Origin of the sequence: Actinoallomurus liliacearum (assembly GCF_039542035.1) — a bacterium.
GTDB lineage: Bacteria > Actinomycetota > Actinomycetes > Streptosporangiales > Streptosporangiaceae > Actinoallomurus > Actinoallomurus liliacearum.
In genome coordinates this window covers 109,250-127,204 of record NZ_BAABHJ010000041.1, presented here as the reverse complement: position 1 = coordinate 127,204, position 17,955 = coordinate 109,250, and the positions used below count along the sequence as shown (strand labels likewise).

Below are 17,955 nucleotides of genomic sequence, written 5' to 3'. Positions count from 1 at the left end.
GCGATCACCCTGGTCTCCGCACTGTTGTGGATCACCACGTGATCCACCGGACAGACCCTAGCATCTGCGCGCTGGACGCGTCGGGCATCATCCCTCGAATTCAATGTCGATCGATAACAAGCAGTCGCATGACATAGGCCAAGGGCGTAGCCACGATGATGGTGACGGTCGCCCAACCAAAGAGCATCCTCGTCATGGGAACGAATCGTTTGGACAGCTCCGGCAGCAGGATGCCGAGATTCACGGCTATCACGAGTGCGCCGAAGATGATCCGGCAGATCCAGTCCCCGACGTCCGGGCGATAGTCGATCCCGTCGGGCGGCAAGAAGATGAAGAGGCCCATCGGCCAGGTCGCGAAGAAGACCGCGAGCCTTCGCAGGTAGAGGAACTCAGCCTGCACCGCCCCCACCGCGGCGGCTCGGGCGACGATGCCGACCTTTTCGCGACGTGACCGCCTCATCTGTGATTCACTCTTATCACTCCCGCCCCTGCAGGAAGATGATCTAACGAACAGGGCCTAGCCCTTCTCCTCCGACAGCCGCTCTCTGAGCTTTGCCAGGATCGTGTTCCCCTTGGCAACGACTTCTCGACGCTTGCTCTCTGCGGTTTGCTCATAGTGTTTGCAAAAGGTCTGGAACGCCGTGGTGAAGGACGGGCTGTACGCGTCCGACAGCGCGGCCGCTCGAAACCCGGACCGTCCGGCGAGCACTTCTCGCGCCATCTCCCGCAGTGGACTGTGCACGGGGCCGGCGGCGAGGCTTCGGAGGCTTGACCGCACGAGCGCGGCGCGCGCCGGGTCGCCGCCCGCCACGTCCATGAGCTCTGCCCACAGTGCGTCATCCTTGGCAGAAGACACATCGGCTCCGTTCTAGCTGGCCTTCATGGGGGGCTTATATCCGGATTTGGGCAGCGGGTGTTTGGCGAAGTCGGCGGTCTTCGAGGCCGACGTCTGCGCGAATCCGACGAAGCCGTTGCCGACCTGGGTCGCCTTTTCGGGGATCATCTTCAGGCGTTCCCACATTTCCCAGATGCGCGCCGCCTCCACCCCGGAGATAATGCCGCCCACCACAGGCCCTGCTCCGGTCTCGACCGTAGCGGCGCCACCTGCCGCCGCGGCCGACGCGATCAGGGCGGCGTCGATCATTCCTTTAATAATCCCGGCGGCCGTCTCCTGGAGTCGACAGATTCCCAAAGCCGTGATCTTGTATCTTTCGCCAAGCTGGGACAGCACCTCCTGCTGTTCGCCGGCCGCCTCGCTGAAACCGTCGAAGTATTCCCATGCGGCGTCGGCGGCGTTGCCCGACCATGTGCCGTGTAGCTCGTTGGCGCCTTTCACCGTGTTGGTGGAGATCACCCCCATCATCTTGCCGACGTTCTCCAGAGCGCCGCCACACTCGTAGCACTTCTTCCAGTCGCCGTCGAACCACTCCAGGAACCACTCGATCGGATCGTGTCCGATGAGGAGCTCGATCACCTTGCACGCCGCATTCGACGGGCTGAGGTAGTCGAAGACACCGCCGGGGTTGTTGACGAACTTCTGGAACGGCCCGAGCTCCGCGGTCTCGGGCTCCGTCAGGGTGGCCAGCGCATCGTTTGCGTCAGCAAAGTTGTGGGTCGCGAGCGGCATGCCGGTCAGATCTTGATAGTGGGACATGGTCAGGTCTCTCTCCGATGGCGTGGAGCGCCTCTCCGGATAGGCCGCATCGACCCTGGCAGCAGTGGCGTGTTCCGTCGTCCGGTAATACTTAGCCGCGCCCCTCAGACCTCCGTTGGAGGTGCTGGAGATCTCCTCGAGATGCCTGAGCATCTTGTTCACCGCACCGATGGTGCGATCCTGCGAACCGGAGATCAGGGTCCAGATCCGCCCGGACATGCCGCCGAAATCCGCGCCGTGCTCATCGACGTACGACTGTGCTTTCTTCGCGGCCGTCCCGACGCGCGAGACCATGGCACCATAGTGCTCGAGGTCAGCCGGGCGTACGGCGAGAGTGACCATACTAAGACCCCTAATCTAAGTAACGGGTCAGGTGTAAATAGACCCAACGATGGCGATAAACACGTACGCCGCCACCAGAAGACAGAATGCGATCAGGGACAAGCGGTTCTTGCGACGCTCATCCGCCGATCCATTCAGGGACATGACGGCGAGGATGTTGGCAGCGATCATAAGGCCGATGATGATGACCAGCAGCCCCCAAACGGGCAGCAGGCGGACCGAAATTTTGGGTGACGCACCGCTCGCGAAAGTCACTACGCCGGGCACCAGGAACAACGCGGTGAAGAAGAACACCGCAAAGGCGACCTGCTTCCGCAGATCCTCCTTGCTCCTCTTCTGGAGTTGCCTCAGCTTCAGCCCATAACCCGGCGGCAATGGCCTCTTCTGCCGTCCCATTCGCCATCCTCCACCATCATGAGAGAAATTGCCGCCTACGGCGGAGTACGACCACACCGATACCGGCTACCAGTGAGAGAACCGCGATCCCTCCGACCGCGTACAGGATCGGCGAGAAGCCGCCGGATCCGCGGTGTGGCTTCGCCACGACCGAATGGGGGGCCGAGGAGGTCGTGGACGGTTTAGCGGTCGCGCTGCTCTGCTGCTCCTTGTCCCAGCGCTCGTAGACCGGGTTCGGCGCGTTCGCGGGCACCCGGTCGGTCAGCGCATGGTACGGGCGGATCAGGCCATAGCCCGTCTGGAGGTCGACGCCGCGGGAACCGGTGTCGATCGCCGAGGCGATGATCCGCTGCACGACCTCCCGCCCCGACATCTTCGGGAATCTGGCCCGCATCAGCGCCACCGCTCCGGCCGTCAGCGCGGTCGACGTGCTGGTCCCGGAGGCGTTGCTGAACACTCCGGCCCGGCCGATCGATCCTGTGTCCACTCCCGGCGCGGCGACGACGACATAGGGCTGCCGCGCCGTCTGCACCCACGGTCTCGCCTGGTAATCGACGGCACCGACGCCGAGAACGCCTGGGCAAGATGTCGGAGACGCGGGAGCGTTCGTGGTGTTCCCGTCGTTTCCGGCGGCTGCGACCAGAACAACGTCATGCTTGATCGCGTAGTCCACGGCGCCCTGAATGTAGTAGTCGCATCGAAGCGGGCCATCGGGACTCACCCCGCCGGTGGACATGCTGATCACCTTGGCTCCATGGTCGACCGCATAACGGATGCCGTTCGCCTGGGCGTCGCCACCGCTGAAGTTCGCGTGGGCCCGGAACATGGTGATCGGCAGGATCCTGGCTCCTGGCGCCACTCCCACCATCGTCGGGCCCTGGCCCGCGATCAGGGCGGCCATCCCGGTCCCGTGTCCACCACCCGCGGTGTCGAAATCGATGCGTCCGTCGTCCTTGCGTCCCGTCAGGTCGGTGCCGGGCAACACGGCACCCGCCAGGTCGGGAAGTTTGGCGTTCACCCCTGTGTCGAGCACCGCGACGGTAACGCCGCGGCCGGTAGTAAGCGGCCAGACCTTCTTCTGGATGTCCCAGGTGGAGAACCACCACTCCTCGTCGCGGGGCTGAGGTGTCGCCCCGGCGACGGGTGTCGCGGTGAAGGTGACCGCCACCACTCCGACGGTCGCGAGGACACGTCGGACCCAGGGCGCGGCCAGCCTAGCCATTCAGCAGCCGGTCGATGTCATTGACCTCTTCGACGCCCAGGTCGTCCAGAAGGCCAGGGGACCCACCGGACGCGCTCTTAGAGGTACTCGCCGTCTCCCCGTCGGGAGCGACAATGACGTCCAGCAGTTCCTGAAGGCGCCCGGGATCCAAAATGTCGAACTCCTCGACCACTTCGAGTGCCTCATCGGCGTCCGCTTCAGCGCGCCGCGGCGGCGCCTCACCGATCGTGCCCGACCCCGCTGTCGCTCCTCCAGTCCAGACGTCCTCGTCTTCGCCCAGCCAGTTCCTCCGCCGCAATTCGGTCTCCGACTCACCGGCGGACCCGGCGGCCGGCGTCCCGAGCGCCTGGCCGATGACGTCCTCCTCAGCGCCCCAGGTCGCCTCTTCTTCGGCGAGCCACGTCGTGCGCTCACGTTCGCTTTCCGTTGTCCCGGCCGCGCCGCCCGGCGCGCCGGGTGCCCCCATCGCTCCGCGTGCCGCCTGCGACGCCTCGGACTCTTCGACTGCGGCGGCGCGGGCGGCCGCCGTCTCCTCGCTGCTCAACCCGGATTCCGACGGCACTCTGCCGGAGCCCGCACCACCTCGAGGAAGCGCGCCGGGGTTCGGAAGCAGCGACGGTCCTCCGATACCGCCCAGCGTCGGACCTCCACCGGGGAGTGAAGGGGTTCCACTGGACAGGCCTGAGGGCAAGGGGCTCCCGGTGGGCGGAAGGGTGGTGCCCAATCCGCTGCCCGTAGGAAGGCCGCCGCCGGCGAGGTCCGCACCATGCCCGTCTTTCGGGATCGGGGGAAGGTCGCTCCCACTTCCCTTCGGCGTGTGCGGCAAGCGTGGCGAGTGCGGCAGATGGCCGCCCTTCGGCATACCACCACCGCCGACACGGCCGCCGCCCACTCCGGGAGAACCCGGGTCGGGGCTGTAGGGCGTACCGTGAGGATGATCAAGATTGGGCAGGTTCTGTTGCACCTTGTCCGGCATGGACTTCCAGGCCGTGGTGATCTGGTTGTTGACGGCCCGCATCACCTGCTCAGCGACCTGCTGACGTTTTTCGTCCTCGACCGGGCTGGCTCCGCCGGTCGGCCAGTTCGGCCATTGCAGCCCCTTGAACTGGCTCAACGCCGCGCCGTATGTCTGTAGTGCGGCACCGGCCTGCTGGCTGCGTCCGAACAGCTCGTTCGCGGTCGCATAGAGCTGTCCGAGCGCCTTCTGCGCCGCATCGGCATCGGAGCCCTCCCACTTCTCCGACAGCTTGGTCCCGACCAGATACAACTCATGAGCGACCATTCCCACGATCCTGGCCGCGTCGTTGAACGCCGCACCGGCCGCGGACACGTTCTCGTGCTTCGTCGCCTCGAGCAGGGTCTGTATCTGGCTGTAGTGGTAATTGCCGGGATGCCCAGACGGTTGCGCGCCTGTCTTGATCTGAAACGTCTTTGAACCGCTCGTTCCTGTCCCCCGACCTCTCAATCCATGGACGGCGCGGTCCGCTGGGTCGGAACGGTCGGCGGCTGAGGCAGAGCCCCGCCCTCGTCCAGTCGCCGTGGCGCCTTGGACGACGCCTCTTCGGCCTCGCTCTGAGTCCGGTGCTGCTGGATGAGCAGCAGCGATACTGCTGCGAGTTGACGCTGGAACTCCCGGTACACCTCGAGGATGTGCCCGTGAGCGGTCTTGGCCGTTCGCGCCAGTTCCTGCCCGGCGTCCCAGTTCCCCACATCCTCAGCGGTGACGAGCCCTTCGCTGGCCAGATACCTCATGGCCTCGTCCAGTCCGGCCAGATGACCGTCGAGGGCTTTCGACGCCGTGGGCAGACTCCCGTCGGTTGGGAACTTAACGTACCCGCGGGCCTTGGGCCACCAATCGGGAAGGTTCAGCGGCTGATGTCGATCGTTTCCGCTCCCCGTCATCCCCGTTCCTTCCCCTGCTGTCGCCGCTTTCGTCGGTGCTCCCCGTGCCTCCGGCAGAGAGTGGTAAGCAAGACCGGCTCCCGCCCGAGACCGCACAACGCGTGCAAGATAGAAGAAACCTGACTGAGAGTCGATAGACCGTAAAGCAAGTTTTACTCGCCAGATGCGGCCACATTCGTTGCCCGCCGGGGTCAGGAGGAGGAGACATCGAGGACCGTCCGCTTGCCGTCGGGCGCTACCTGAATGACCGGGATGAGACGGTGCGCGGGGTTGCCGGTCGGGCCGAGGTCGATGTCGCCGGACGCGCCGAGCACGCGGTTCGTGGCGTGCTGGGCGTAGAGCATGTTCCGGACGTTCTCCGGGATGGGGTCGTCCTTCCCCGCCGGACCGGTCGTACGGCGGATCGCCTGCGCCGCCGTGAGCATCGCGTCGTGCGCCATGATCGCCCAGCCGGTGCGCAGGTCCGCCACATCGAAGTGCCGCCGGAACTCCGCGAGGAAGCCCAGGTAGGCGTTGCGGGACGGGTTCCGGTCCCCGGCCAGCACGTCGGGGTCGGCCAGGGCCGCGTAGATGATCGAGCCGGGTCCCGGGTAGTCCGCCATCGCTGAGGCGTCGGAGCCGGTGACCAGCGTGATCGGGCGGCGGCAGCGCTCCGCGAGGTAGCCGAACAGCGTCTTGATGAACTTCTGCCGCCCCGCGTAGAAGACCATGTCCGGCTGGTCCGAGCCACAGATGTTGCCGGCGATGACGGAGAACTGGTTCGACAGCCCCGGCTCGTCCGGCCGGTCCGCGGTGAAGACCTCCTCCAGCGCGTGGTGCCGTTTCAGGTACGAGTCGAGCACGGGATTCCTGGTGAAGTCGGTCCGCAGCGACCTGGCGTACAGGTCGGTCGCCTTCTGGTCGGTCACCAGGGTCGCCGTGCGCAGGTCGTGCCGTTTGGCCAGCACCGTGCCGATGACGTCGAGCTCGTCGGCGACCTGCGGGTTGACGCGGGTGAGGCCGGGGATCGGGCCGCTGCCCAGGCCGACGGCGGCCCGCGCCGCGCCCTCGGTGTCGAAGCCGTCGCCGGAGATGACGTCCCCGACCATCGGGATCTTCGCCTTGGACAGTTCGAGGGCCGCCTGGACGGTCGCCGCGGTGCTGAGCGTCAGCCCGGCCACGGCGACGAGATGGTCCGGCGCCCCGGTCATGTGCTCGAGCCGGCGGACCACGCGCCGCCACTCGCTCTGGTCGCCGCCCTGGTTGGCCAGGACGAGCCGGATCTGCGGACGGTCGCCGCCGCCCTCGCCGCGGTTCGCGCGGAGCTGCCCGACGTACGCGCCCTCGAGCTCGGGGATGATGCGGCCGGTCGCCAGGTCCCGCTCCGGGGCCGAGGAGAACGGCCCGAGGTAGGCCACCGTGACGTACTCCTTGCCGCTGTGGCGTACCCGCTGGTTCTCGTCCCAGATGGCCTTGAGGAGCGGCTTCCAGTTCTTCTCCTGGCCCTTGGCGGCGAACCACGGGTGGTCGTGGTCGCGCCCGTCCGTCACCCCGACGCACTCGCCGTGGATCCGCGGCACGCCGGCGGCGCACCGCCCCAGCCGGCCGACGATCACGACGACCGTGACGGCGACGAGGAGGAGCACGACCACCGCCGCGCCGGCGAGCAGCAGGCGACGCCGACGCCGAGGCCGTTCGAACGGGTTGTCGCCGCTGGTCACCCTGTCACCCTCCCGAAGTCGGCCGGCCTCAGTCCCATAGCGGTGCCTCGTTGCGGTGGTCCTGGGCCCGCAGTCGCAGCACCTGCCGCCGACGCGGGCAGAACCGCGTGATCGCGTCGTAGCCGGCGGCGACGTCGTAGTGCAGGTCCCGGCGCCGTACGCCGGTGAGCGGGTCGGTGACCAGCCACAGCGCCGTCACCAGTGGGGCCAGCGCCTGCACGGCCGGGGGCTCCTTCTCGGTGTCCGCCCAGGCGGCGAGCGCCTGCGCCTCCTCGGCGGGCTCGGCGCCACCGCTCGTACGGCGCGGCGCGGCCACAACCGCGTCGAGCAGTTCGAGCCACGATTCGCCGTCGAGCCCGGCCAGCCGGTCGGCGAGCCGCCGGGTCACCAGCGGGACGTCGCCCAGCGCGAGGGCGTGGTACAGCTCACCGGCCTCGTCCTTCTCGGCCTGCGCCGCGACGCGGAGCCGCTGGTGCACAGTGGACCAGTCGGCGGCGCCGTCGGCCGTGGCCAGGCGGCGGAGGAGCACCCGCCGCAGGACCGGCTCGAGCACGGCCGGCTCCGGCGGGTCGCCGCCTCCCCACAGGTCCGGCGTGTGGACGGTCTCGGCGTCGGAGTCGAGCAGCCCGCGCGGGACGGTCAGGCGGTCCGCGTCGTCCTGGTGCCGGGCGGCCGCCGCGATGAGGAGCTTGTCGAGCTCCCGCTGCGTACGGTGGCCGAGCAGGTCGGCCGTCAGCCGCTCGCCGACCGTGCCGGTGCCCGACGGGTCCGGCCGGTCGAGCAGGTCCCGCACGTCGTACGGCCCGTCCGGCTCGTCGGCGATCGCCCAGAGCAGGCGGCTGGTGCCGCCCGGGTGGCCGCCGGTGAACTGGTAGACCATCGCGGCGATGCGCCGGTCGTTGGCCGCCTGCAGGCCCAGCCCGGTCACCATCGTCGTGACCTGGCTCTGGTCGAGGTCGGGCAGCACGATCGGGTACCACCAGCGCGCGGCCGGGCCGCGCCGTCGCCGGTCGGTGCGCCCGGCGTTGTCGGGGCGGGCGTACGGCCGGATGTTCCGGGCGACACGGGTGGTCAGCAGGCCCCGGCTGGTGGCCACGAACGTCAGCGGGTCGGCGGCGCGGCCGTCCGCCACCCGGTCCTGGCGGCTGCGCGCGAGGTCGAGGAGGAACTGCTGGCCGTCGCGCGTGTCTGCGTTGTCCAGCAGCACGGCGGCGGTGAAGGGCTGCTTCGCCGCCTTCCGGTTCTCGAAGTTGTCCCGCAGATCCGCCAGAAACGCCGCCATGAGCAGACCGTCGACCATCTCCCGGTTGTCGGCCTGGAAGCGGACGTTCAGCCGGATCAGCTCGTCGATGGGGTCCCGGCCCAGGCCGAGGTCCTGGTCGCCGTACCAGTCCTGGCCCGCGCCCAGCAGGAGCCGCCGGCCGCGCCGCCCGCTCGCCAGCAGGCCGTCGACGAGCAGCCCGGCGAAGTCCGGCACCGGGATCTGCTGCGGTATCCCGAGGATGGCCTGCAGTGGAGGCGCGACCCGCTGGACGAGCCCGCGCAGGGCCGCGACGTTGCGGTACTGCTCCAGGCGGGCCTTGACCTGGGCGTACGCCCGCGCGTGGTCCTTGACGTCGAGCTTCTCCTCCAGGACGGCGCGCCCGATGATGAAGCGGGGGAATCCGAGCCGCCCGTAATCCCCGCATTTGCGATTGAGCTCGAAGGCGAGCGCCGCCAGCACCTCGTACCCCGCGACGCTGCCGATCGCCTCGAAATCGACGCGCGCGTACGGGACGTTCCCCTCGAGAGAATCGCCGAGACAATCGACCAGCGCGGTCTTCCCGCTGCCGCGCGGCCCCTCGAAGAGCAGGATGGGAGTCTCCCGTGTGGTGCGCTTCCGCCCCTGGTCAGGGCGCTCCATGAACTCCCGTACGACCAGGACGGCGCGGTCCCGGCCGAAGATCCGGGCATGCCCACCCGGCGGCATCGCCATTCCCGCCCCCTCTCTTTACCCGTACGCGAGACCGACCAGCGTAACTGCCGCCTTTCCCCGGCAGCAATATGACGACATCGGGCGCCCGGCGGTTCATTTCCCGATTAAGATCATCGATCGCGCGACAGGAACAGAGCGGGCTAAATCGGAAAACCGAAAAAGCCATTTCAGGCAGGTCGAATAGACCCCCCTCATGCTCCGTTCGGCGCACGATGGACAATGCGGTCCACGGGCGCCGTACGAGGAGGGGGCATGGACGAGGTCGCGGAGTTCGCGGAGCATCGGCCGCGGCTGTTCGGGCTGGCGTACCGGATGCTCGGGGAGGCGGCCGAGGCCGAGGACGTGCTCCAGGACGCCTACCTGCGCTGGGCGGCGAGCGGACCGATCGAGGTCCCGGCCGCCTGGCTGACCAAGGTCGTGACGAACCTCTGCCTCAGCCGCCTCCGCTCCGCCCGCGCCCGCCGGGAGAAGTACGTCGGCCCCTGGCTGCCCGAACCGGTCCTCACCGACGACGGCCGGCTCGGCCCGCTGGAGACGGTCGAACAGCGCGACTCCCTGTCGTTCGGCGTCCTCATGCTGCTCGAACGCCTGACCCCGCCCGAGCGCGCGGCGTTCGTGCTGCGCGAGGCGTTCGGGTACCGGCACGCGGAGATCGCCGACGTCCTGGACATCGACGAGGCCCACGCCCGGCAGCTCTACCGGCGCGCCCGCGAACACGTCGGCGAACCCCGCCGGCGGTTCACCGCGAGCCCCGCCCACCGCGAGGAGATCGTGCTGCGCTTCATCGCCGCCGCGGTGGAAGGCGACGTCGCCGGCCTGGAGAAACTGCTCGCCGAGGACGTCGTCGCCTGGTCCGACGGCGGCGGCAAGGTCACGGCCGCCCGGCGCCCGCTCGTGGGAACGTCCCACGTGGCGCGGTTCTTCTGCGGCCTGGCCGCCCACCCGCGCGCCGCCGGCATGGACATCGAGATCCGTACGGTCAACGGCGCGCCGACGGTCATCCTGAGCGAGGCGGGGGCGCTGTACATGGTCCTGGCCTTCGAGTTCACCGGCGACCGGGTGGCCGCCCTGCACTCCGTGCTCAACCCGGACAAGCTCGCGTACGCCGCCGCCCACGGCATGTGACCACCGTCACCGCCGGAGCTGTCACGAACCGAGGGTCCTACCGAGTCACCCCTGTCGACGGACATCCTCCGGCGAAGGGACGGTTGAGATGACGGCACGCATTCTGGTGCTCGGCGCGGGCTACTCGGGTCTGGTGGCGGCCCGGCTGATCGCCAAGGACCACGGCGCGCGGGTGACGCTGGTCAACGCGAGCGACCGGTTCGTGGAACGGGTACGGCTGCACCAGGTCGCGGCAGGCCAGGACGTACGGACGCGGGCGATCGCGGACCTGCTCGACGGCGCGTCCGTCGACTTCGTCCTGGGCCGGGTCACCGCGATCGACCCGGCGGAACGCGAGGTCGAACTGGCCGACGGACGGCGGCTCGGCTACGACACGCTCGTCTACGCGCTCGGCAGCAGGTCGGACGCCGAGAGCGTCCCCGGCGTCGCCGAGCACGCCTACCCGCTCGCCCTCAGCGAGGACGCCGTACGGCTGCGGGAGCGGCTCGCCGCCGGCGGCACCGTCGCGGTGGTCGGCGGCGGCCTGACGGGGATCGAGGCGGCCACCGAACTCGCGGAGACGCGGCCGGAGCCGGCCGTACGGCTGCTGACCGCCGGCCGGCTCGGCGCCGCCCTGTCCGAACGCGGCCGCCGCCACCTGCGGCGCGCGCTCGACCGGCTCGGCGTGGACGTTCTGGAGAACGCCCGGGTCGCCGAGGTGCGCGCGGACGGCCTGCTGCTGACCGACGGTGACCACGTGCCCGTCGACACCGTCGTGTGGGCCGCCGGCTTCAGCGTCCCGGACCTGGCCCGGAAGGCGGGCTTCGCCGTGGACGAGCGCGGCCGGATGCTCGTCGACGCGACGCTGCGCTCGGTGTCGCATCCGGAGGTGTACGCGATCGGCGACGCGGCGGCGATGCACCGGCAGGGCGGCCAGGAGCTGCGCATGGCGTGCGCCACCGGCCTGCCGGCCGCCCGCCACGTGGCCCGCACCGTACGCCAGGGCCTGGGCCGCCGCGCGCCGAGCCCGTTCCGGTTCCGCTACCTCAACCAGTGCATCAGCCTGGGCCGCCGCGACGCCCTGATCCAGTACGTACGGGCGGACGACAGCCCGGTCGAGTTCGTCCTCACCGGCCGCCTCGCCGCCCTGTACAAGGACGTCATCGTCCGCGGCGCCCTCGCCGCCCAGCGCCACCCGGGCCTGGTCGCCCTCACCCCCGGCGGCGGCCCCTCCCGGAGTCGGATCGACGAGACCGACGCCACCCGCCCCGCCGACCACGCCACTGCGAGCCGTTAGGGATGAGCGGCGGCCGACTCACGTATCCCTCGCGACGAGCCTGGCCGCCGCCATCATCCGCCGACTTGAATCGTCCGCTGATCAGGCGTTTGGACCTCTAAGCTCCAGCTTCATGACCATTCGCTTTGATCAGACCGGCTGGGAGCAGTTGAAGCCCGGCGCCTGGCGGAACTCCGACGGCGACATCGCCGAGCTGCACGGCTTCGACATCCCGCCCAACCTCGCGGCGCCGCTGGAGAACCTGGACGCGCTCCGGCGCGACACGGTGGCGCGCACGGCCGCCTCCGGCGGCGGCCTGATCGAGCTGAACCCGGTCGCCCTGCACGGCCTCCCGGCGTTCCAGCAGATCGTCAAGCTGCCGCTGCCCGACCGGCCCGGGGTGGCCTACATCCCGTCCTTCACCCTGCCGCGGGCCGACCGCAGCCTGGTCTTCAAGTTCATGTGCGTCGAACAGGGCGTGACCGGGATGCGGGACACAGTGGCGTTCGACCGTTTCATGACCGAGCACGGGAACGGCCGGCCCCCTCAGGAGATGATGCGGTACTGGGCCCAGCACCCGTACGCGCCCGAGGTCCAGGGCGGCCTGCCGCGCAACTGGTCCGAGGACCCGTGGTGGGACCAGCACTTCCCCCAGCACCCGCTGTCCCGCGCCCGCCGGCTCCTCCACGCCCTGGCCCCGACGATCGAGGTGCACCCGGACTTCCACGCGGCACCGCCCTGGCGCGGCTAGACCCCCGGAGCGCGCGAGGCTCCCGAACGGCTCGCGCGCGTGCGCAGGGCCGCCGCTCTCCGCGTGAACGGCCCGCGTCCGGTGGGCAAGATCTCCCTGGCAGTGGCCGCGACTCGGTGATCTTCGCCGTGGAACGTTCCTAGGATGCTCGGATGGCGGAGATCATCGACTACGGACGGTTCGCGGAACGGCTCGCCGGGCCACGCTCGCGCTGGGAGCTGCTGGACGAGGTTCAGCGTGAGTGGGGCTATGAGGATCCCGGCGGCGAACCCCTCGTGACACGAGAGGGCGAGGCGCCGGGGTACGAGCTCGACGAGTCCGATCCCATCCCGGCGGCGCTCGTGGAATGGTGGGACTCCCCCGTCAACTCCTTCGCCTTCCGGCCGCGCCTGTACTGGACGCACTCCCAGTGGCCGCCGTCCGCACCCGACTCGGTCGAGAATCCACCGGACGACGAGATCCGCGTCATCATGGCCGAATACGAGTACGTCAGCCAGTGGGGCTACCTCGCCTCCGAGGCGCACCTTCCCGACCCGAAGGTCATGGTCAACACCCATGAGGGCTGGGCGGTGCAGAGCCGGTCCATCTCCGAGTTCTTCCTGCAACTCGCGCTGGAACGGCTCCCCGCGCACTTCGGCTGGACGCTGCGGGTCCCCCGCACCGTCATGGACGGCGACCCCGCGATCGTCGAGCGGCTCCAGACGTCGTACCGAGAACTGGGTCTCCTGCCCTGGCAGGAGATGGGCACCGACGCCCTGTCGTACGGGGCTCCGGACGCGCTCATCCGCCACGGCCGGGGCCCGGGCGCCGACTACGCAGTCGTGATCCAGGGCCGGACCCGCGAGGCCGTCGTCCAGGTCGCCGACACCCTGGGCCTCACCTGGACGGACAAGGAGCTCGGGGCGCCGAGCGAGCTGCCGTCCCCCGTCGAGGAACTCGTCCCCGCGTCCTTCGCCGAGGGCGGTACCGAGTACCGGCTCCGCTGGACGGCCGTCTCGACGACGGCCACCCCGCCGGTCCCGCCCGTCCCCGACGTCGCCGGGATCCGCGACCTGCCGGGACGTACGGTGGCCGCCGCCGACGAGGACGGGACGACGGCCGTCGCGGGAGACTCCACCGGCCGCGTTTACGTCCGAACGACCGATGGCTCGCAGCCCGCGGACCGGGCGCTGCACCGCGCGCCGGTGACGGCCGTAACGTGCTGCCGCTCGGAAGACGGCGGCCGCGTGGTCGTGAGCGGCGACGCCAATGGGGTCCTCCGCTATTGGGCGACCGACCGTGAACCGCTGCGGACGGCGTTCGACCGGCGAAGGGCGCCGGTCGCCGCGCTCACGTCCGCGCGCCTGGCGACCGGCCCGGCCCTGGCCGCCGCCTGGGCGGACGGGCTGACGCGGGTCTGGGACCTGCACACCATGGACGTCGCGGACCTGCCACTCGGAACCGGCGTCGAGGCCCTCACCCTGGCCTCCGACGGCGTGCTGTACGTGACCACCGGCCAGGGCACCGCGGCGCTCCGGCTCGACCTGGACCGGCTGTGGCCGACCCGCGGGCTACGGCTGCGGCTCGACGAGATCGACTGGAACTCCCTCTGGAGCAACCGCGGCCCCGCCTACGAGGTTCCGGGCCTGATCGCCGAGGTGGCCTCCGACGACGAGGACGCGGCTCAGACCGCGGTCAAGAGGCTCTACGAGCTCCTCGTTTCCAAACACACAGCCCTCAGCGCGGCCGCCGCCGCAGCGCCGTTCCTGGTCGAACGGATGCTCATCCCGACCAACCGGGCGCGCAACACCCTGCTGCTCCTCATCGCGGACATCGCCGACGGCCCCGGCGAGGAGCGCGAGGCGGTCATCGCCGCGGTCCCCTCCCTGCTCCAGCTGCAGGACGACGAGCACCCGTCCATCCGCTGGGCGGCGGGCGAGCTCATTCGCATCTGCGGCGTCCCGAGCGCCTAGTGACGTTGACCGTGTTCGGGTCGCGAGATGAGAAGCCGCACGAATCCGCACCCGTTTCAACGAAGGAGACCCCGGCGGTTGAGCGAATCGCCAACCGCCGGGGTCCCTTCAGAAATCGAAGAGCAGGTCAGGCCCTCTTCAGGTAAGAGGAGTAGACCCATCCCCACTTACCGGTGTTGGCGCCGCTGGTCACCTTGCCGTAGGTCCAGACCTCGTTGCTGACCCCGATGCCGTACGACGGGTCGTACTTGCACGTGCCGTAGAACTTCGTCCCGGTGGAGAGGCTGCCCAGGGCGGTGTAGCCCGTGCTGGGCCCTGTGCGCAGCTTGACGGTGGTGGTCGTCTTGTACGTGGCGTTGGTGATGTTGACGGTGCACTTGGAGGACCCCACAGCGCTTGCGGCAGTGGCCGTGGCGACCACTCCGCCGAGAGCGACCGCACCGGCAACGACCGCCGTCACGGCGCTCTTCTTAAACTTGTTCATGCCTCTTCCAAGAATCGATTGGCACGTTCCAGTGGAACCTAGCATCCGAAAAGTTCGTCATGATCAGCGCCCCTCGATCTTTCGGAACCGGCCCCTGACGTCCCTCGTCTCGCTCCCGCGAGCCGGCATCGCGAAAACACCGACCGCAATCTCGGCCACCCGGTGTGTATGCGCACCCGCCTCTTCGACCGGGTCGGTCATCCACCGGATCTGGACAACTGCAGCAGGAACTCGGCGTTGCTCTTGGTCTCCGTCAGCTTGGCGAGCAGTGCCTCGATGGCCTGCCGCCGGTCCATCCTCCGGAGCATCTCGTGCAGGCGCGAGACGATGGCGTGCTCCTCGGGCGCCAGCAGGATCTGCTCCTGCTGGGTGCCGGAGGCGTTGACGTCCAGCGCGGGGAAGATCCGGTGGTGGGCCAGGTCGCGGTCCAGCCGGAGCCGCATGCCGGCGAGCCGGCCGAGTTCCTCGGCGATGGTCTCGTCCATGCGGGAGCCCGTCTCGACCAGCGCGGTGGCCATGATGGTCAGTGAGCCGCCGTCCTCGATGTTCCTGGCGGCGCTGAACAACGCCTTGGGCGGGTGGAGCGCGATCGGGTCGAGCCCGCCCGGCAGGACCCGGCCGGACGCCGGAGCCGCCAGGTTGTACGCCGTGGTGAGACGGGTGATCGAATCGAGCAGCACGACGATGTCGTGCCCCAGCTCGACCAGGCGCTTGGCCCGCTCGAGGGCGAGTTCGACGACGGCGATGTGGTCTGCGGCCGGGCGGTCGGAGGTCGAGGAGATGACCTCGCCTCTGATCGACCGCTGCAGGTCGGTGACCGCCTCCGGCGGCTCGTCGACCAGGATGACCATCACGTGGCACTCGGGATTGTTGTGGCCGATCGCGTCGGCGATGGTCCGCAGAAGTGTCGTCCGGCCCGCTTTCGGCGGGGCCAGGATCAGCCCGCGCTGGCCCTTGCCGATCGGACAGATCAGGTCGACGATCCGGGTGGCGACAAGGCCCGGCTCGGTCTCCAGGCGCAGTCGCTCCTGCGGGTACAGCGGGGTCAGCCTGGCGAACTCGACGCGGTTCCGCGCCTGGTCGGGGTCCATCCCGTTGACCGTGTCCAGTTGCACCAGCGCGTTGAACCTCTCGCGCCGCTCACCCTCGCGCGGCTGCCGAACGGCACCGGCGACGACGTCACCTTTGCGCAGGCGGTGCTTTCGGACCTGTGACAGGGAGACGTACACGTCGTGGGGAGCCGCCAGGTAGCCCGAGGTCCGCACGAAGGCGTAGTTCTCGAAGATGTCGAGTATCCCGGAGATGGGGACGAGGACATCGTCCTCGTCGATCACCGGGCCGACGGTCTCCGCCTCGGTCTCCGCGTGCTCCCGGACCGGCGCGTCCTCGGTCTCGGTGGGAGTCGGCCGGCCACCGTCCTCGGCGTCCTGCGCCTGTTCGTCCAGGACGGCGGCGCTGAGCGGCGACGCCCCGTTCCCCGGGCCTGCCGCGGTCTCCCGTACGGATTCCTCCGTCGCCGCCCAGGACCGATCACCGGTGGACGCGTAGAGGCCCATGACCTCGTCCGCCGCCGCGTGGGCACCGGCGGCGCGCAGCAGCAGTTCCATCGTCTCCAGGGCACGGCGGACCTCGCTCACGGCGAAAGGTTCGTTGTGCGCCCAGCGGTTCCTGGTTTCGCGCAGCTCACCGGCGTACGACCGGGCCGACCGAGGCAGCACGGCGTCGAAGACCTGCCACCGGAACACCAGCACGCGCAACTGCAGCGCGGGGTCGGTCATCGTCAGCCGGCGCGCATGGCCGAACCGGGCACGATCCTCGGCCTCCAAGGCGGTCAGCCAGTCCTCGCCATCGACGGCGCTCATGCGCTCGTCCACGAAGGGGCCGAGCCCCTCCGCAAGCAGCTGAAAGCCCCTGCCGAGCAACGGAAAGCCGCCGCCGGCCGACTCCGGGTTCGATGCAGCCACTGTCCCCTCCGCCCCATCCCGGAGTACGCGCGAAGCGTCCGGAGCCACCAGCCAGCCGGCAGCACTCAAAAGCTAACAACTCTGATCATCAACGACCATCCAGAGATTCCGGAGCGGCCCTGGCCTGTCCGGCGAACAGGCAGAGCCTCTCGGTCACGCCCTGGGCGGCGAACGGATCCTGCTCGGCGAACGAGGTCACGAAGATTCAGCAGCTCGACGCGTCAAATCACACACCAAAAGTGCTGTTATAGGCGGATCAATCCTTCATACCGCAGACAGCCAGGCTTGGATCGACGCTTGTATCGCCTTGTTGGGCATGCGACAGTTCTTACGACCACCGCCGTAGACAGGAGTCTCGCCATGTCCCGACCGTGGGAAGTAGATCCTGAGGCTCAGTTCACACGTCGGCTCGGCAAGACCGCAGCCGAATTAGGGAACAGTCGCACCACCAACGACTGTCCGGACATCTGGGAACTGGACAACGGTGACATAGCGATCATCGGGCGCGACGTCACGGCAGCGTTCACCGATCGTTTGCCGCCCGACGTCCGCATCGGCGTCGACGAGCGACTGGTAGTCATCCCCGGGAACATGCTCAGTGCCGCCAAGCCGGACATCCGGGATGCTTGACCGCCTACGGGAGATACCAGGGAAGACGCTCGACGCCGCGTCTTATCACGCCTTGCGGCGGGAGGAGACCGAGCACCTCACCAGGCCGATCTGGAAGCTCGAGCGTTCCCAGTACTTCCACGAGCCGGACGAGGATCCGAGCTGGCAGGCGTTCCTCGCGCGCGACTGGGCTCGGGTCCTGGCTGTGTTCGAGAGTGAGCGAGCGGATGCCCGCGCCGAGGCAGAGAAGTACGCACGGCAGGGCAGTGGGCTGCGACGTCTGCGGATCGTCGAACGACCCGTGTCGGAGTACCTCCTGTGGGAGACGCAGTGGTTCAAAATCCTCGCCGAGGAAGGCACCTCGATTCAGGTCCTCGACGCAGAGCAGGTGCGTGACCTGGAACGCAACGGGTCTCTTCCCGAAGTCGTCGTTGACGAACACGCGCTCTACCACGTGCGATACGACGAGCAGTGGAAGGCGTGCGGCGCTCGGCGCATCGACGATCCTGACATCGTCCAGCAGGCGGTCGATGAGATCGGGGCGCTATGGGAACGCGCCGAGCCGTTCCTGCCCTACTTCGCCCGAGAGATCGCGCCCCTGCTACCGGTTCCTTGACGGACACA

Annotated in this window: 17 protein-coding genes; 6 read left to right on the top strand and 11 right to left on the bottom strand. The window is 69.0% G+C overall.

The features are described 5' to 3' along the window. Positions 1-100: 100 nt before the first annotated feature. The 9 genes from ABD978_RS43625 to ABD978_RS43585 form a co-directional block, all read right to left on the bottom strand. Positions 101-460 (bottom strand): hypothetical protein, encoded by a 360-nt coding sequence (locus tag ABD978_RS43625; protein ID WP_345367662.1) that lies wholly within the window; start codon positions 458-460, stop codon positions 101-103. Positions 461-517: 57 nt separating this feature from the next. Continuing rightward, positions 518-856 (bottom strand): hypothetical protein, encoded by a 339-nt coding sequence (locus ABD978_RS43620; RefSeq protein ID WP_345367660.1) that lies wholly within the window; start codon positions 854-856, stop codon positions 518-520. A gap of 12 nt (positions 857-868) precedes the next feature. Continuing rightward, positions 869-1,948: a WXG100 family type VII secretion target gene (locus tag ABD978_RS43615; RefSeq protein ID WP_345367658.1), complete on the bottom strand. Its 1,080-nt coding sequence runs from the start codon at positions 1,946-1,948 to the stop codon at positions 869-871. Between the two features lie 75 nt (positions 1,949-2,023). Beyond that, a complete protein-coding gene (locus ABD978_RS43610; protein ID WP_345367656.1) occupies positions 2,024-2,392 on the bottom strand; it encodes a hypothetical protein in 369 nt (122 codons plus the stop codon). Between the two features lie 16 nt (positions 2,393-2,408). Next, entirely contained in the window at positions 2,409-3,560 is a 1,152-nt protein-coding gene (locus ABD978_RS43605) for a S8 family serine peptidase (protein WP_345367654.1), read from the bottom strand. 46 nt (positions 3,561-3,606) lie between these two features. Next, positions 3,607-5,079: a hypothetical protein gene (locus ABD978_RS43600; RefSeq protein WP_345367652.1), complete on the bottom strand. Its 1,473-nt coding sequence runs from the start codon at positions 5,077-5,079 to the stop codon at positions 3,607-3,609. Further along, positions 5,076-5,516, bottom strand: a complete 441-nt coding sequence (locus tag ABD978_RS43595) for a hypothetical protein (protein WP_345367650.1) — start codon at positions 5,514-5,516, stop codon at positions 5,076-5,078. Before ABD978_RS43595 ends, ABD978_RS43600 begins: the two co-directional genes overlap by 4 nt. A 191-nt stretch (positions 5,517-5,707) precedes the next feature. After that, a complete protein-coding gene (locus ABD978_RS43590) occupies positions 5,708-7,216 on the bottom strand; it encodes an ABC transporter substrate-binding protein (RefSeq protein WP_345367648.1) in 1,509 nt (502 codons plus the stop codon). 28 nt (positions 7,217-7,244) lie between these two features. After that, complete coding sequence (locus ABD978_RS43585) at positions 7,245-9,191, bottom strand: hypothetical protein (RefSeq protein ID WP_345367646.1); 1,947 nt, start codon at positions 9,189-9,191, stop codon at positions 7,245-7,247. Between the two features lie 252 nt (positions 9,192-9,443). Here ABD978_RS43585 and ABD978_RS43580 point away from each other — a divergent pair, with 252 nt between their 5' ends. The 4 genes from ABD978_RS43580 to ABD978_RS43565 all read left to right on the top strand — a co-directional run bounded on the left by ABD978_RS43580 (position 9,444) and on the right by ABD978_RS43565 (position 14,274). Beyond that, positions 9,444-10,316: an RNA polymerase sigma-70 factor gene (locus tag ABD978_RS43580; RefSeq protein WP_345367644.1), complete on the top strand. Its 873-nt coding sequence runs from the start codon at positions 9,444-9,446 to the stop codon at positions 10,314-10,316. A gap of 88 nt (positions 10,317-10,404) precedes the next feature. Next, positions 10,405-11,592, top strand: a complete 1,188-nt coding sequence (locus tag ABD978_RS43575; protein WP_345367642.1) for an NAD(P)/FAD-dependent oxidoreductase — start codon at positions 10,405-10,407, stop codon at positions 11,590-11,592. A gap of 112 nt (positions 11,593-11,704) precedes the next feature. After that, entirely contained in the window at positions 11,705-12,322 is a 618-nt protein-coding gene (locus ABD978_RS43570) for a hypothetical protein (RefSeq protein ID WP_345367640.1), read from the top strand. 152 nt (positions 12,323-12,474) lie between these two features. Beyond that, entirely contained in the window at positions 12,475-14,274 is a 1,800-nt protein-coding gene (locus ABD978_RS43565; protein WP_345367638.1) for a WD40 repeat domain-containing protein, read from the top strand. Positions 14,275-14,401: 127 nt separating this feature from the next. Here the strand turns inward: ABD978_RS43565 and ABD978_RS43560 are convergent, their stop codons facing one another. Together ABD978_RS43560 and rho are read right to left on the bottom strand one after the other, a co-directional pair. Further along, positions 14,402-14,758 carry an SH3 domain-containing protein gene (locus ABD978_RS43560; RefSeq protein ID WP_345367636.1) on the bottom strand — a complete coding sequence of 119 codons (357 nt, stop codon included), beginning with the start codon at positions 14,756-14,758 and terminating at the stop codon, positions 14,402-14,404. Between the two features lie 197 nt (positions 14,759-14,955). Further along, the gene (gene rho, locus ABD978_RS44165) at positions 14,956-16,722 is read right to left on the bottom strand and encodes a transcription termination factor Rho (RefSeq protein ID WP_425550830.1); all 1,767 of its coding nucleotides are present in this window, start codon (positions 16,720-16,722) and stop codon (positions 14,956-14,958) included. A 360-nt stretch (positions 16,723-17,082) separates the two neighbouring features. Between rho and ABD978_RS43545 the strand changes: the two genes are divergently transcribed. Both ABD978_RS43545 and ABD978_RS43540 read left to right on the top strand, forming a co-directional pair. After that, complete coding sequence (locus ABD978_RS43545) at positions 17,083-17,352, top strand: hypothetical protein (RefSeq protein WP_345367634.1); 270 nt, start codon at positions 17,083-17,085, stop codon at positions 17,350-17,352. Positions 17,353-17,404: 52 nt separating this feature from the next. Continuing rightward, a complete protein-coding gene (locus ABD978_RS43540; RefSeq protein WP_345367631.1) occupies positions 17,405-17,947 on the top strand; it encodes a DUF6879 family protein in 543 nt (180 codons plus the stop codon). The last annotated feature ends 8 nt before the right edge of the window (positions 17,948-17,955 follow it).

Coding starts and splice junctions, on each gene's coding strand:
- ABD978_RS43570 (WP_345367640.1), top strand. CDS start 11,705: ATGACCATTCGCTTTGATCAGACCGGCTGGGAGCAGTTGAAGCCCGGC.
- ABD978_RS43560 (WP_345367636.1), bottom strand. CDS start 14,758: ATGAACAAGTTTAAGAAGAGCGCCGTGACGGCGGTCGTTGCCGGTGCG.
- ABD978_RS43575 (WP_345367642.1), top strand. CDS start 10,405: ATGACGGCACGCATTCTGGTGCTCGGCGCGGGCTACTCGGGTCTGGTG.
- ABD978_RS43625 (WP_345367662.1), bottom strand. CDS start 460: ATGAGGCGGTCACGTCGCGAAAAGGTCGGCATCGTCGCCCGAGCCGCC.
- ABD978_RS43545 (WP_345367634.1), top strand. CDS start 17,083: ATGTCCCGACCGTGGGAAGTAGATCCTGAGGCTCAGTTCACACGTCGG.
- ABD978_RS43615 (WP_345367658.1), bottom strand. CDS start 1,948: ATGGTCTCGCGCGTCGGGACGGCCGCGAAGAAAGCACAGTCGTACGTC.
- ABD978_RS43595 (WP_345367650.1), bottom strand. CDS start 5,516: ATGACGGGGAGCGGAAACGATCGACATCAGCCGCTGAACCTTCCCGAT.
- ABD978_RS43580 (WP_345367644.1), top strand. CDS start 9,444: ATGGACGAGGTCGCGGAGTTCGCGGAGCATCGGCCGCGGCTGTTCGGG.
- ABD978_RS43610 (WP_345367656.1), bottom strand. CDS start 2,392: ATGGGACGGCAGAAGAGGCCATTGCCGCCGGGTTATGGGCTGAAGCTG.
- ABD978_RS43585 (WP_345367646.1), bottom strand. CDS start 9,191: ATGGCGATGCCGCCGGGTGGGCATGCCCGGATCTTCGGCCGGGACCGC.
- ABD978_RS43565 (WP_345367638.1), top strand. CDS start 12,475: ATGGCGGAGATCATCGACTACGGACGGTTCGCGGAACGGCTCGCCGGG.